Below are 13753 nucleotides of genomic sequence, written 5' to 3'. Positions count from 1 at the left end.
GCAGGGAAGCGAGGAAGAGTGTTCGACATCAACGGGTGGGAGCTGCTCCTGCTCGGCGTCCTCGCCGTCATCGTCCTCGGCCCGGAACGCCTTCCGGAGTACGCCGCGAAGTTCGGCCGGTTCGTCCGGCAGGCGCGCGCCATGGCCGACCGGGCCAAGGAGCAGCTCAAGGACGAGATGGGTCCGGAGTTCTCCGACATCGACTGGCGGGCCTACGACCCGCGCCAGTACGACCCGCGCAAGATCGTCCGCGACGCCCTCAGTGCGCCGGACGACGACGCCGAGGTCGCGCCGGACAAGCCGGTCAGCGCGCCCCGCGGCCACGACCCGTCCAAGCCGACGCCGTGGGACGCCGACGCCACGTGAGCGGCTCCGGGAGGTCCCGCAGGGGCGTCCGGAGCGCGACGCGCGAAAGAATCTGACCCAGAGGCATCGGTAGTCGGTGGCGGGGGTTATCGTCACCCCTTGATGCCTCACGAACCCGCCGCGCACCCGCCTGCCTCCGTCCGGTCCCTCTGGCGCCTGCGGGGGTACCTGCGGCCGCACCGATGGGCCCTGCTCGTCATGTTCGTCGCCTCGCTCGCCGGCGTCGGGCTGTCCATCGCGCTGCCCCTCGTGACGCGCGCCATCATCGACGGGCCGATCACGCACCACGAGCTCGGACCGGTCCTGCCGCTCGGGCTGCTCGCCCTCGGTCTCGGGGTCCTCGAGGCCGTCCTGATCTTCCTGCGCCGGTGGGTGCAGTCCAACGCCGTCCTCGGCCTCGAGACCGACCTGCGCCGCGACCTCTACGAGCGGCTCCAGGCGCTGCCGATGAGCTTCCACACCCGGTGGCAGTCGGGCCAGCTGCTCTCGCGCGCCACCACCGACCTCTCGGCGATCCGCCGGTTCAGCGGGTTCGGGCTGCTCTTCCTCGTCGTCAACGTGCTCCAGCTCGCCGTCGTCACCGGCGTGCTCCTGTCGATGTACTGGCCGCTCGGGCTCGTCGTCGCGGCCGTGTCGGTGCCGATCATCTGGCTCTCGATGCGCTTCGAGAAGGCCTACGTCGTCATATCGCGCAGGGTCCAGGACCAGCAGGGCGACCTCGCCACGCAGGCGGAGGAGGGCGCCGTCGGCATCCGCGTCATCAAGTCCTTCGGCCGCAGCGACCACGTCGCCGGGCGCTACGACGCCGCCTCCCTCGAGCTGCGCGCCACGAGCATGGACAAGGTGCGCCTGTCGGCGAAGTTCTGGACGTTCCTCGAGGTCATTCCCAACCTCGCCGTCGTCGTCGTCCTGCTCCTCGGCGCCATCGGGGTCGGCCGGGGCGCCCTGACCCCGGGCGAGCTCGTCGCCTTCATCACCCTCATGCTGTCCCTCGTGTGGCCGGTCTCCTCGCTCGGCGTCATCCTCGCGATGGCCCAGGAGGCGATGACCGCGGCGGCTCGTGTCCTCGAGATCTTCGACACCGAGCCCGACATCGTCTCCGGCGAGCACGCGGCGCCGCCTCGGCGCGGCCACCTGCGCTTCGAGCACGTCGACTTCGCCTTCCCCGACGCGCCCGACCAGCCCGTCCTGCGCGACGTCAACCTCGACCTCCCGCCCGGCCAGACCCTCGCGCTCGTCGGGGCCACCGGCACCGGCAAGACGGCCCTGACCTCGCTCGTGCCGCGCCTCTTCGACGTCACCGGCGGTCGCATCACCATCGACGGCGTCGACGTGCGCGACCTCGACCTCGCGGCGCTGCGCAGCCTCGTGGCGACGGCCTTCGAGGAGCCGACCCTGTTCTCGATGAGCGCTCGCGAGAACGTCACCCTCGGGCGGGTCGACGCGGGCGACGAGGAGGTCCTCGCCGCGCTCGAGATCGCCCAGGCCGGGTTCGTCCACGACCTGCCGTGGGGCCTCGACACCCGCATCGGCGAGCAGGGCATGTCGCTGTCCGGTGGCCAGCGACAGCGCCTCGCCCTCGCCCGCGCCGTCCTGTCGCGCCCGGCGGTGCTCGTCCTCGACGACACGCTGTCCGCGCTCGACGTCCACACCGAGAAGCTCGTCGAGGAGGCGCTGTCGCGCGTGCTGTCCGACACCACCGGTCTCATCGTGGCCCACCGCGCGTCCACGGTGCTGCTCGCCGACCGCGTCGCCCTGCTCCAGGACGGCACCATCACCCACGTCGGCACGCACCGCGAGCTGCTCGACACCGTCCCGGCCTACCGCGACCTGCTCGCCGCCGACCCCGTCGACGGTCCCGTGGACGATCCGGTGGGTGACCGCGACACCGGCCGCCACGCCGGGAGCGCCGCGGGCCACGGCGCCTCCGAGGGGGTGCCGGCATGACCACGCCCACCACGACCACCGCCGACGCCGCCAGCACGACGCAGGACTGGCGCGGCGTCGCGTCCGACGAGATCGAGGGCGAGCTGACGGCGGAGACCTCCGCCCGCCTCGCGGGGCGCTCGCGCCGGCTGCTCGCCGACGTGCTCCGGCCGTGGCGTCGGGCCCTGGGCTGGCTCATGGTCGTCGTCGTCGTCGAGAACGCGGCCCGCCTCGCGATCCCGTACCTCGTCAAGGAGGGCATCGACGTCGGCATCCCGCCGATCCGCGCCTCGGGCGAGCTCGGGCCGCTGCTGGGAATCGTCGGGCTCGTGCTCCTCGCGACGGTCACCCAGGCGGTCGCGCGCAACCTCTTCCTCGTGCGCTCGGGCCGCATCGGCCAGGACATCCTCCTGTCGATCCGCCGCCGGGTCTTCCGCCACTTCCAGCGCCTCAGCCCGGCCTTCCACGACCGCTACACCTCCGGTCGCGTCATCTCACGGCAGACCTCCGACGTCGACGCCATCTACGAGATGCTCGAAACCGGCTTCGACGGCCTCGTCACGGCGGCGCTGACCCTCGTCGGTACGTCGGTGCTGCTGCTCGTCCTCGACGTCAAGCTCGGCCTCGTGGCGCTGCTCTGCGGGCCGTTCCTGGCCTGGCTGACCAACTGGTTCCGCAAGGCCTCGGCCCGCAGCTACCGCGCCACCCGCGAGAAGGTCGCGCTCGTCATCGTCCACTTCGTCGAGTCGATGAACGGCATCCGCGCCGTCCAGGCCTTCCGCCGCGAGCCGCGCAACCAGGAGATCTTCGACGACGTCAACGACCAGTACCGGCAGGCCAACCTCGTCGCGTTCCGGCTCGTCGCGTGGTTCATGCCCGGCATCCGACTCATCGGCAACATCACCATCGGCGTCGTGCTGCTCTACGGCGGCTACCTCGCCTACCACGGTGAGGTCACGGTCGGCGTGCTCGCGGCGTTCCTGCTCTACCTGCGGCAGTTCTTCGAGCCGATGATGGAGATCTCGCAGTTCTACAACACCTTCCAGTCGGCCTCCGCCGCGCTCGAGAAGCTGTCGGGCGTCCTCGAGGAGGAGCCCGACGTGGCCGAGCCCGGCGACCCGGTGCCGCTCGTCGACGCGCATGGCGAGGTGCGTTTCGACCACGTCCGGTTCGAGTACGTGCCCGGCACCCCGGTGCTGCCCGACCTCGACCTCACGGTCCCCGCCGGCCAGACCCTCGCCCTCGTCGGCACGACCGGCGCGGGCAAGACGACGCTCGCCAAGCTCGCCACCCGGTTCTACGACCCCACCGGCGGCACGGTCAGCCTCGACGGCACCGACCTGCGAGGCGTCACCTCCGAGGACCTGCACCGCGCGGTCGTCATGGTGACCCAGGAGAACTACCTGTTCAGCGGCACGGTCGCCGACAACATCCGCTTCGGCCGTCCCGACGCCACCGACGAGCAGGTGCAGGCGGCGGCGCGGGCGCTCGGGGCCCACGAGTTCATCTCGGCGCTGCCCGAGGGGTACGCGACGCCGGTCTCCAACCGCGGCGGGCTGCTCAGCGCCGGGCAGCGCCAGCTCGTCGCGTTCGCGCGGGCCTTCCTCGCCGACCCGGCGGTCCTCATCCTCGACGAGGCCACATCGTCCCTCGACATCCCGTCCGAGCGGCTCGTCCAGCAGGCGCTGCAGACGATCCTCGCCGGGCGCACGGCCATCGTCATCGCGCACCGGCTCTCGACCGTCGAGATCGCCGACCGGGTCATCGTCATGGAGCACGGGCGCATCGTCGAGGACGGCGCCCCGGGCGAGCTCATCGAGGCGGGGTCCGGCCGGTTCGCCGGCCTGCACCAGGCCTGGGTCGCCTCCCTCGCCTGAACCACCCCCAGCTCAGCGATCGAAAGAGCACTCAGTCACGGGCCACAATCGAAAGAGCACTCCGTCACGGGCCGTCATCGAAAGAGCACTCCGTCCCGCTTCCGGAATCGAGAGAGCACTCCGTCAGATGACGGAGTGCTCTTTCGATTGGGCTGGCCGTGACGCGCTGCTCTTTCGATCAGGTCAGCGACCGACGGGGGACAGGCCCAGCGAGCGGCCGGCGAGGCCACGGGCCCGGTTCGCCAGGCCGCGGGAGATGCCGCGCAGTGCGACGCCGGCGGCGGAGTCTGGTGCGCCGAGGACGACCGGCGTGCCGGCGTCGCCCCCCTCGCGCAGCCGGGTGTCGAGCGGGATCTGGCCGAGCAGCTCGACCGGCGCACCGATGCTGCGGCTCAGCGAGTCGGCCACGGCCTTGCCACCGCCGGAGCCGAAGATCTCCTGGCGCGTGCCGTCGGGCAGCTCGAGCCAGCTCATGTTCTCGATGACGCCGGCGATCCGCTGGTGGGTCTGCAGGGCGATCGAGCCGGCCCGCTCGGCGACCTCGGCGGCGGCCTGCTGCGGCGTCGTGACGACGAGGATCTCGGCCGTCGGGATGAGCTGGGCCACCGAGATGGCGATGTCGCCGGTGCCGGGCGGCAGGTCGAGCAGCAGGACGTCGAGGTCGCCCCAGAAGACGTCGCCGAGGAACTGCTGGAGCGCGCGGTGCAGCATCGGGCCGCGCCAGACGACGGGCTGGTTGCCGGGCACGAACATGCCGATCGAGATGACCTTCACGTCGTGGCTGATCGGCGGCAGGATCATGTCGTCGACCTGAGTCGGTCGCTGCTCGACGCCGAGCATGCGCGGCACGGAGAAACCGTAGACATCGGCGTCGACCACACCGACGCGCAGGCCCTGCTCGGCCATCGCGGCCGCCAGGTTGACGGTGACCGAGGACTTGCCCACGCCGCCCTTGCCCGAGGCCACGGCGTAGACGCGGGTCAGGCTGTTGGGCTTGGCGAAGGGGATCTCCTTCTCCGGGGCGCCCCCGCGCAGCTGCTGGCGCAGCGCCGAACGCTGCTCGTCGCTCATGACGTCGAGGGTGACCTCGACCGAGGTGACGCCCTCGACCGCGAGGAGGGCGTTCGTCGAGTCCTTCGTCAGGGTGTCCTTCATCGGGCAACCGGAGACGGTGAGGAAGATGGCGAGGGCCACCGCACCGGCGTCGTCGATCTCGACCGACTTGACCATGCCGAGCTCGGTGATCGGCTTGCGGATCTCGGGGTCGTTGACCTTCGACAGCGCCGTGAGCAGGGCGTCACGGCTCGGCAGTGCGGGGACGGACATGTGCTCCATCGTAGGTCGCGCCGGCACGGCCCCCGACCACGGGCCGTGTCTACCGCGACACACCCGGTCGGTGGCTACTCGCCGTGGTGCGGCGCTGCCGACCCGTCGACGCGGTGGATCAGGGCGCGCTCCTCGAGCTCGTCGAGCAGGCCCCGCAGCTCGGAGCGGACGAAGTCGCGGGTCGCCTGCTCGCGCAGCGCCAGTCGTAGCGAGGCGACCTCACGCGTCAGGAACTCGGTGTCGGCGAGGTTGCGCTCGTCGCGGGCGCGGTCCTGCTCGAGGGCGACGCGGTCACGGTCGGCCTGACGGTTCTGCGCGAGGAGGATGAGGGGGGCCGCGTACGAGGCCTGCAGGCTGAGCATCAGCGTCAGGAAGATGAACGGGTACTCGTCGAAGACGAGGCCCTTCGGCGCGAGGAGGTTCCAGGCGACCCAGGCGACGACGAAGATCGTCATGCCGATGAGGAACTGCGCCGTGCCCATGAAGCGGGCGAACTTCTCCGACAGGACCCCGAACGCCTCCTGCGAGAACGACCACGTCAGGAGCTGGGCCCGCTGCTCGCGCGGCTGGTCGAGCTTGTCGAGCTTGTCGCGCTTGTCGATGCGGCCCGAACGAGATCCGCCGCGGCGCTCTGCTCGCTCGCTCACGGGCGCACCTCCAGCTCGTGCCGCTCCTCACGCCAGTCCTCCGGGAGGATGTGGTCGAGGACGTCGTCGACGGTGACCGCGCCGATGAGGCGTCCGTCGTCGTCGACGACGGGCAGCGACACGAGGTTGTACGTCGCGAGGGTGCGGGTGACGGTCTCGAGCGACGCGCTCGCCGGCACCGGCTCCATCTCCTTGTCGATGATGCTGCCCACCGCGCCGTGCGGCGGCTCGCGCAGCAGCCGCTGGATGTGCACGAGGCCCAGGTAGCGGCCGGTCGGCACCTCGAGCGGCGGGCGGCACACGTAGACCATCGAGGCGAGGGCCGGGGCCAGCTCCTCGCGGCGGACCATGGCGAGGGCCTCGGCGATCGTCGCCTCGGGGCCGAGCACCACGGGCTCGGTCGTCATCATGCCGCCGGCGGTGTTCTCGTCGTAGGACAGCAGGCGGCGCAGGGGAGCGGCGTCCTCGGGCTCCATGAGCTGCAGCAGGGTCTCGGCCTGCTCGGGCGGCAGGTCGGCGAGCAGGTCGGCGGCGTCGTCGGGCTCCATCGCCTCGAGGACGTCGGCGGCCCGCTCGGTGTCGAGGCCGGCGATGATCTCGACCTGGTCGTCCTCGGGCAGCTCCTCGAGCACGTCGGCGAGGCGCTCGTCGTCGAGGGCCGCGGCGACCTCGGCGCGACGCTTGGGGTTGAGGTCGTGGATGACCTCGGCGAGGTCGGCGACCTTGAGGTCGTCGTAGGTCTCGAGGAGGCGCTCGGCGCTCTGGGCGGCGGCCTGGTCGTGCAGGCCCGTCACGTCGCGGATGTCGACGAGCATCGTCTTGCCCGAGCGGCGCCGGGTCAGGCGCGACACGGCGCGGGAGGCCGACGAGACACCGGACACCTGCCGGACGAACACCTTGACGCCGAGCCAGTCGCGCCGTGGGCCCTGCTCGATGGCGAGGTCCTCGACGACGGCGTCGGCGAACCCGGCCTCGACGGCCTCGGGAGTCGTGACCTGAACGGGCCGGTCGAACAGCTCGGCCGCGACGAGCACCTCGTTGGTGCGCTGCTCGAAGCGGCGCATGTTGACCAGGCCGGTCGTGATGACGGCGCCGGCGTCTATGGACGTGACGCGCGTCATCGGCACGAAGACGCGTCGGCGCCCCGGCACCTCGACGACGAGACCGATGACGCGGGGCTGGGGGCGGCCGGAGGGGAACATCACGACGACGTCGCGGACCCGCCCGACCTGGTCACCGAGCGGGTCGAAGACGCTCAGGCCGGTCAGGCGCGCGACGAAGACGCGGGTGCTTCCACTCATGGGGCCAAGGCTATGGGGTCACGACGGGCGCCGACGTCCGCCACGTCGCTTGCGCATCCTGGCCCGTTCCTTGGCGGCCTTGCGGCGTGCCTTCTCCTCGGCCCGGGCCTGCTGGCGCTGTGCCTTCTCCTCGCCGCGGCCGCCGAGGTGCCACGGACGCCAGGCGGTCGTCGTCGCGGCGGTGCGCGCGGGGGCGGCGCGGTGCGCGTCGTTCGAGTACGCGCCGGGCGACTCGACCGGCTCGCCGAACGGCACGAGCGCGGTGATGGTGCACTCGGCGGCCCAGCGCGTCAGGGAGTCGTCGACGGCGTTGAGACGCGAGGCCTTGAGCAGGTCGGCGGCGCGGGCCCACTGCTCGGTGCCGGGGTCGAGGACGTGCACGGTGGCCCGGACGGTGAGCAGGCGGCCGCCGGTGTCCTTGCTGCGCAGGACGAGCCGGACCTCCTTGGGCAGCCACGGCAGCGGCTGCTCACCGGGGCCGCTGACGACGAGCGCGGCGCCGTCGTCCCACACGTGCCAGGCGGGCCAGGCCCGGTCGTCGGCGACGTCGATCCACAGCAGCCCCGACTTGCCCATCGCCTCGCCGAGCAGGGCGCTGAGGTTGGCGGCCGGCTGGGCGGGCTCCTCGGTCGGTCGGGTGCTGGCGTCGGTCACAGGCCCCACCCTAGTGATCCGCGCCTCATGCCGGTCGGGCGTGAGCGCGGTCATAACGGACGCCGCCGGGCCGACGCTAGGTTGGCGCCCATGCGCAGCGCGAAGGACTTCTTCCGACCCCTCGCGGTGGGCGCGCCGGCTCCTCTCACCGAGGTGCCCGCCCGTCCGTCGCGGGTCATCCACTTCTTCGACCCGAGCAACGAGAAGATGGCGGCCAAGGTCCCCGCCCTCGTCGGCACGGTCGACGTGCTGCTCGGCAACCTCGAGGACGCCGTCAAGGCCGACCGGAAGGAGGCGGCAAGGGCCGGCCTCGTCGCGATCGCCAAGGCCACCGACTTCGGCGAGCACACCCAGCTGTGGACCCGCGTCAACGCCCTCGACAGCCCCTGGGTGCTCGACGACCTCACGACGCTCGTCACCGAGATCGGCGACAAGCTCGACGTGATCATGGTGCCGAAGGTGCAGGGCGCCGAGGACATCCACTACGTCGACCGCCTCCTGGCCCAGCTCGAGGCCAAGGCCGGGCTGACGCGTCCGATCCTCGTGCACGCCATCCTCGAGACGGCGCGCGGCATGGTCAACGTCGAGGAGATCTGTGGTGCCAGCCCGCGCATGCAGGGCCTGTCGCTCGGGCCGGCCGACCTCGCGGCCGACCGCCGGATGAAGACGACCCGCGTCGGCGGAGGCCACCCGGGCTACCTCGTGCGCGAGGACGCGCCCGGCGACGACGTCCACGCGACGCGTCCGGTGCACCAGCAGGACCTCTGGCACTACACGATCGCCCGGATGGTCGACGCGTGCGCGATGCACGGGATCTACCCGTACTACGGGCCGTTCGGCGACATCTTGGACGTCGTCGCCTGCGAGGACCAGTTCCGCAACGCGTTCCTGCTCGGCTGCGTCGGCGCCTGGTCGCTGCACCCGGTGCAGATCGAGATCGGCAAGCGGGTCTTCAGCCCCTCGGCCGAGGACGTGCGCCATGCCCGACGCGTCGTCGCCGCGATGGGCGACGGCACCGGGGCCGTGATGCTCGACGGCAAGATGGAGGACGACGCGAGCCTCAAGCAGTGCCTCGTCATCGTCGAGCTGGCCGAACGGCTCGCCGGCACCGACCCTGACCTGGCCCGGCTCTATGCAGAGCCGGCCGACGCAACCGCGAGCCAGGAGGCCTGAGCCGCAATGGGATACGAGCAGTCCACGTTCCGTCCGCGACGCTCCGTGCTCTACATGCCGAGCTCGAACGAGCGGGCGCTCGAGAAGGCGAAGACGCTCCCGGTCGACGCCCTGATCCTCGACCTCGAGGACGCCGTCGCACCTGACGCCAAAGACGCCGCACGCGAGAACGCCTGTGCGGCAGCCCGGTCCGGTGAGTACGGCCGGCGTGAGGTGACGATCCGCGTCAACGGTCTCGGCTCGCAGTGGCACGACGCCGACCTCGCCGCCGCGGCCGCCGCGGGCCCCGACGCCGTCGTCGTGCCCAAGGTCGGATCGGCCGACGAGGTGCGCGCCCTCGTCGCGGCGCTCGAGGCGGCCGGTGCCCCGGACCACATGCGACTGTGGGCCATGGTCGAGACGCCGGCGGCGATCCTGCACGCCGCCGAGATCGCCGCCGCCTCGGAGCGCCTCGCCTGTCTCGTTCTCGGCACCAACGACCTGTACAAGGAGCTCGGCGCCACGTACGCGCCCGGGCGCGCCGCCGTCATGACGAGCCTGCAGCTCGCGGTGCTCGGTGCCCGGTCGGCCGGGGTGGCCGTCCTCGACGGAGTCTTCAACGACGTCAAGGACGGCGACGGCTTCCTCGCCGAGGCGCGTCAGGGCCGCGAGATGGGCTTCGACGGCAAGACCCTCATCCACCCGGGCCAGGTGGAGCCGGCCAACGCGGTCTTCGCGCCGAGCCCCGAGCAGGTGGACGACGCGCGCGCCGTCATCGACGCGTTCGAGCAGGCGCAGGCCGAGGGTCGTGGCGTCGCGACGCTCAACGGCCGCCTCATCGAGAACCTCCACGTCGACACCGCCCGCAAGGTCCTGGCGACCGCCGACGCCATCGCCGCCCTCGACGGCTGAGCCGCGAACCGACAGGCACGGCGTCAGGTGACGGCGTGCAGCTTCTCCGGGTTGCGCACGCCGTGCAGGGCGACTGCCCGGTCGCCCTCGACGGTGAGGAACCACACCGAGTCGACGCCCTCTGCGGTGAGGAACACGACGGCGTCCTCGCCGTTGACCACGCGCATCTCCGCACCGGTGACGAGCTGCGCCTCGGGACGGTTCATCACGGCGGCGAGCCAGCGGATGACCTTGTCGGCGCTGTGGATCGGGCGCAGCGCCGCCTTGCGGATGCCGCCGCCGTCGCTGACCAGTGTGACGTCGGGCGCGAGCACCTCGAACAGGGACTCGACGTCGCCGCTCGTCGCGGCGGCGAGGAAGCGCTCGACGACCTGCCGGTGGCGTGCCGCGTCGACGACGCCGCGGGGGCGGCGGGCCTCGACGTGCGAGCGCGCGCGGTGCACGAGCTGGCGCACGGCGGCGGGGGAGCGGTCGAGGGTCGTGGCGACCTCGGGTGCCGGCATCCCGAACACCTCGGTCAGCACGAAGGCGGCCCGTTCGAGGGGGCTGAGCGACTCCAGGACGATGAGCATCGCCATCGACACGTCGTCGGCGAGCTCGGCGGCGGCCGCGCCGTCGTCGCGTGGGTCGGTCGCGACGGGCTCGGGCAGCCACGGCCCGACGTAGGCCTCCCGGCGTGAGCGCAGCTGGCGGATCCTGTTGAGGGCCAGACGCGTCGTCACCGTCAGCAGGTAGGCGCGCGGCTCGTCGATGGTGTCGAGGTCGACCTCGCGCCATCGCAGCCACGCCTCCTGCACGACGTCCTCGGCGTCGCTGTGGCTCGACAGGATCCGGTAGGCAGCGCCGACGAGCGAGCCGCGGTGCTGCTCGAAGACGGTGGTCGCCGCGTCTCGCGGGTCGACAGCCCCATCGGTGGGGCGGTCCGGCGTCGGGGGCGTCGTCATCGGTCATCACCTCGGGATGCGTGGGTCGGCGGCGGCCTGGTACCGCGATCATCGCAGCGTCCGGCACGGGCTACATCGGGTGGACACGCGACGTCTGCCGACTGTGACATCGCCGACGCCTCGCGACGGGCAAACGGACATTTCGGACGCGCCACGCGGGGACGAGGTTTCCCGGTGAGGCCCGGCTCGGGTGAGACTGGGGTGGTGACGACGTCCGAGACGCGCCGACCGAGCCCTCCAGCGTCGGGACCCCGGCCGTCGGTAGGGCGACGCGCGGCACCGAGCGGGGAGCCCCCGCTGCGCCTGACGCGTCGGGGCGTCCTCGTCCTCGGCGGCCTCGGGGCCGCCGCGGTCGCCGGTGGCGGCTGGGCCCTGGCGTCGGCCACGGGGCCCGACCACCCGGTGACGATGACGCCCGAGGCGCGTGCGCACCCCGTCGCGCTCGACCGCGAGACGCTCCGGCGGCGCACCTCGGTCGGTGGCGCCACGCACGTCTACGAGGTCGACGGGCGGGCGACGCCGTACTACGTGCAGGACGCCTTCGCGGCGACGCTCGCCGCGTGGATGACGACGCACCGCACCCTGACCGGCCAGCGCCCCGACGCGCTGCACTCCTACGGCGGGTGGACCCAGGGCACGGGCACGTCGTGGCACCACTCGGGCCAGGCGCTCGACATCGCCCGCCTGCGCACCGGCGGCGTCGACGTCGCCTCGCTGCGCTACGACCGCTGGCGCGACGACACCGCGGCCGAGGTGCGGCGCCGGATGCGCACGTACTGGCAGGTGGCCGCCGGCCTGCACCTGCACTTCGCCGACGTGCTGACGTACCTGTTCGACGCGTCGCACTCCAACCACATCCACGTCGACAGCGGACGCTTCGGCCCCGGCGGGGTGCCCCGGCTCATCCCGCGCTCGGGCGCGCAGGTGCAGGCGGTCCAGGCGATGTGCGTGCACGTGTGGGGACGCTCAGGGGTCCGGACCACGGGCGAGCTCGACGGTCCGACGCGTGATGCCACGACGGCGATCCTGCGCGACCACGGCGGCGTCGGCGAGCTGGCCGACGGCGTCGAGGCGTGGCAGGCGTTCCTGCGCGCGACGGTCCGCAAGGCCCGCGACGCCTGAGCGTGCACCGCCACCCTAGGATCGAGCGCATGCCCAAGAGCGTGCTGACCCCGCAGTCGCAGGACTTCCCCCGTTGGTACCAGGACGTGGTGGCCAAGGCGGAGCTCGCCGACAACGGACCGGTGCGCGGCACCATGGTCGTGCGACCGTACGGCTACGCGATCTGGGAGCGGATGCAGGCCGACATGGACCGGCGCATCAAGGAGGCCGGGGCCCGCAACGCCTACTTCCCGCTGTTCATCCCCGAGTCCTACCTCAAGCGCGAGGCCGAGCACGTCGAGGGGTTCAGCCCCGAGCTCGCCGTCGTGACGCACGCCGGCGGCAAGCAGCTCGAGGAGCCCGTGGTCGTGCGCCCGACGTCCGAGACCGTCATCGGCGAGTACATGGCCAAGTGGACCCAGAGCTACCGCGACCTGCCGCTGCTGCTCAACCAGTGGGCCAACGTCGTGCGGTGGGAGCTTCGCCCGCGAATCTTCCTGCGCACCAGTGAGTTCCTCTGGCAGGAGGGGCACACCGCCCACGCCTCGGAGCAGGACGCACGTGCCTACGCGCGGCGGATCCACGCCGACGTCTACGCGGCGTTCATGCGCGAGACGCTCGCGATGCCCGTGGTGCTCGGCGTCAAGACCGCGCGCGAGCGGTTCGCCGGCGCGACGAACACCCTTGCGCTGGAGTCGATGATGCGCGACGGCAAGGCCCTCCAGATGGGCACGAGCCACGAGCTCGGCCAGAACTTCGCCCGGGCCTTCGACATCACCTACCTGTCCGAGCAGGGCCGGCAGGAGCTGTGCTGGACGACGTCGTGGGGCACCTCGACGCGGATGCTCGGGGGCCTCATCATGGGCCACGGCGACGACGCAGGCCTGCGGCTGCCGCCGCGGCTCGCGCCCGTCCAGGCGCTCGTCATGGTCGTCAAGGACGGTGAGGGCGTGGCCGAGGCGGCCCGCCAGGTCGTGACCGACCTCCTCGCCGTCGGCGTCCGGGCCGAGCTCGACGACCGTACCGACACCGCCTTCGGACGACGTGCCGTCGACGCCGAGCTCAAGGGGATCCCGGTGCGTGTCGAGGTGGGTCCGCGCGACCTCGCCGAAGGGTCGGTCACCGTCGTGCGGCGGGTGGCCGGCGGCAAGGCTCCGGTGTCGCTCGGCGCACTGGTGCCGGCCGTGACGGCGGCACTCGACGAGGACCACGACGCCCTCTACGCCGAGGCGCTCGCGCGCCGCGACTCGGGCACCCGTGCCGTGACGACGGTCGAGGACGCCCTCGAGGCTGCTCGAACCGGGTGGGCCACCATCCCGTGGGCGACGCTCGGCGTCGAGGGCGAGGCGCTCCTCGCCGCGTCGGCCGTCACGGTGCGCTGCCTGACGATGCCCGACGGGTCGGTGCCCGACTCGGAGGACGCGGACGGCGTCCTCGCCGTCGTCGGCCGCGCGTACTGACCGACGAGGGTTCGCCACGTCCACCCGACGGCCGTCGTGGGCGCCGTCACGCCCCGCCGGGGAAGGTCCGGGCACGCGGCGTCGTTG

12 protein-coding genes are annotated in these 13753 nt (G+C 72.3%); 7 read left to right on the top strand and 5 right to left on the bottom strand.

Annotation, left to right across the window (positions count from 1 at the left end; all coding sequences use genetic code 11):
• Window positions 1-18: 18 nt before the first annotated feature.
• The 3 genes from tatB (at window position 19) to AC3A5R_RS03750 (ending at window position 4169) form a co-directional block, all read left to right on the top strand.
• Window positions 19-366 (top strand): Sec-independent protein translocase protein TatB, encoded by a 348-nt coding sequence (tatB, locus tag AC3A5R_RS03760; RefSeq protein WP_487619422.1) that lies wholly within the window; start codon window positions 19-21, stop codon window positions 364-366.
• A 102-nt stretch (window positions 367-468) separates the two neighbouring features.
• Entirely contained in the window at window positions 469-2313 is a 1845-nt protein-coding gene (locus tag AC3A5R_RS03755) for an ABC transporter ATP-binding protein (protein WP_487619421.1), read from the top strand.
• Window positions 2310-4169, top strand: coding sequence for an ABC transporter ATP-binding protein (locus AC3A5R_RS03750; protein ID WP_487619420.1), 1860 nt, complete (start codon window positions 2310-2312; stop codon window positions 4167-4169). Before AC3A5R_RS03755 ends, AC3A5R_RS03750 begins: the two co-directional genes overlap by 4 nt.
• A 183-nt stretch (window positions 4170-4352) precedes the next feature.
• On the opposite strand, the gene AC3A5R_RS03745 is transcribed toward AC3A5R_RS03750, so the two are convergent.
• From AC3A5R_RS03745 to AC3A5R_RS03730, 4 genes are all read right to left on the bottom strand, one after another.
• Window positions 4353-5495 carry an Mrp/NBP35 family ATP-binding protein gene (locus AC3A5R_RS03745; protein ID WP_487619419.1) on the bottom strand — a complete coding sequence of 381 codons (1143 nt, stop codon included), beginning with the start codon at window positions 5493-5495 and terminating at the stop codon, window positions 4353-4355.
• A 74-nt stretch (window positions 5496-5569) separates the two neighbouring features.
• A complete protein-coding gene (locus AC3A5R_RS03740) occupies window positions 5570-6142 on the bottom strand; it encodes a DUF1003 domain-containing protein (RefSeq protein WP_487619418.1) in 573 nt (190 codons plus the stop codon).
• A complete protein-coding gene (locus AC3A5R_RS03735; protein ID WP_487619417.1) occupies window positions 6139-7443 on the bottom strand; it encodes a magnesium transporter MgtE N-terminal domain-containing protein in 1305 nt (434 codons plus the stop codon). Before AC3A5R_RS03735 ends, AC3A5R_RS03740 begins: the two co-directional genes overlap by 4 nt.
• An 18-nt stretch (window positions 7444-7461) precedes the next feature.
• Entirely contained in the window at window positions 7462-8097 is a 636-nt protein-coding gene (locus AC3A5R_RS03730; RefSeq protein WP_487619416.1) for a hypothetical protein, read from the bottom strand.
• 90 nt (window positions 8098-8187) lie between these two features.
• Here AC3A5R_RS03730 and AC3A5R_RS03725 point away from each other — a divergent pair, with 90 nt between their 5' ends.
• Window positions 8188-9270, top strand: a complete 1083-nt coding sequence (locus tag AC3A5R_RS03725; protein WP_487619415.1) for an HpcH/HpaI aldolase/citrate lyase family protein — start codon at window positions 8188-8190, stop codon at window positions 9268-9270.
• Between the two features lie 6 nt (window positions 9271-9276).
• Window positions 9277-10161, top strand: a complete 885-nt coding sequence (locus AC3A5R_RS03720) for an HpcH/HpaI aldolase/citrate lyase family protein (protein ID WP_487619414.1) — start codon at window positions 9277-9279, stop codon at window positions 10159-10161.
• Window positions 10162-10184: 23 nt separating this feature from the next.
• Here the strand turns inward: AC3A5R_RS03720 and AC3A5R_RS03715 are convergent, their stop codons facing one another.
• Complete coding sequence (locus tag AC3A5R_RS03715; protein WP_487619413.1) at window positions 10185-11105, bottom strand: RNA polymerase sigma-70 factor; 921 nt, start codon at window positions 11103-11105, stop codon at window positions 10185-10187.
• 204 nt (window positions 11106-11309) lie between these two features.
• Here AC3A5R_RS03715 and AC3A5R_RS03710 point away from each other — a divergent pair, with 204 nt between their 5' ends.
• A complete protein-coding gene (locus AC3A5R_RS03710) occupies window positions 11310-12227 on the top strand; it encodes an extensin family protein (RefSeq protein ID WP_487619412.1) in 918 nt (305 codons plus the stop codon).
• A 29-nt stretch (window positions 12228-12256) separates the two neighbouring features.
• Complete coding sequence (gene proS / locus AC3A5R_RS03705; RefSeq protein ID WP_487619411.1) at window positions 12257-13666, top strand: proline--tRNA ligase; 1410 nt, start codon at window positions 12257-12259, stop codon at window positions 13664-13666.
• Window positions 13667-13753 lie beyond the last annotated feature (87 nt).

It is taken from the genome of Intrasporangium sp. Soil_C_50, from assembly GCF_057656595.1.
The sequence above is the reverse complement of the archived record's forward strand: the minus strand, read 5'-3'. Positions and strand labels throughout refer to the sequence as shown.

Coding starts and splice junctions, on each gene's coding strand:
- AC3A5R_RS03755 (WP_487619421.1), top strand. CDS start 469: ATGCCTCACGAACCCGCCGCGCACCCGCCTGCCTCCGTCCGGTCCCTC.
- AC3A5R_RS03750 (WP_487619420.1), top strand. CDS start 2,310: ATGACCACGCCCACCACGACCACCGCCGACGCCGCCAGCACGACGCAG.
- AC3A5R_RS03745 (WP_487619419.1), bottom strand. CDS start 5,495: ATGTCCGTCCCCGCACTGCCGAGCCGTGACGCCCTGCTCACGGCGCTG.
- AC3A5R_RS03735 (WP_487619417.1), bottom strand. CDS start 7,443: ATGAGTGGAAGCACCCGCGTCTTCGTCGCGCGCCTGACCGGCCTGAGC.
- AC3A5R_RS03725 (WP_487619415.1), top strand. CDS start 8,188: ATGCGCAGCGCGAAGGACTTCTTCCGACCCCTCGCGGTGGGCGCGCCG.
- AC3A5R_RS03720 (WP_487619414.1), top strand. CDS start 9,277: ATGGGATACGAGCAGTCCACGTTCCGTCCGCGACGCTCCGTGCTCTAC.
- AC3A5R_RS03715 (WP_487619413.1), bottom strand. CDS start 11,105: ATGACGACGCCCCCGACGCCGGACCGCCCCACCGATGGGGCTGTCGAC.
- proS (WP_487619411.1), top strand. CDS start 12,257: ATGCCCAAGAGCGTGCTGACCCCGCAGTCGCAGGACTTCCCCCGTTGG.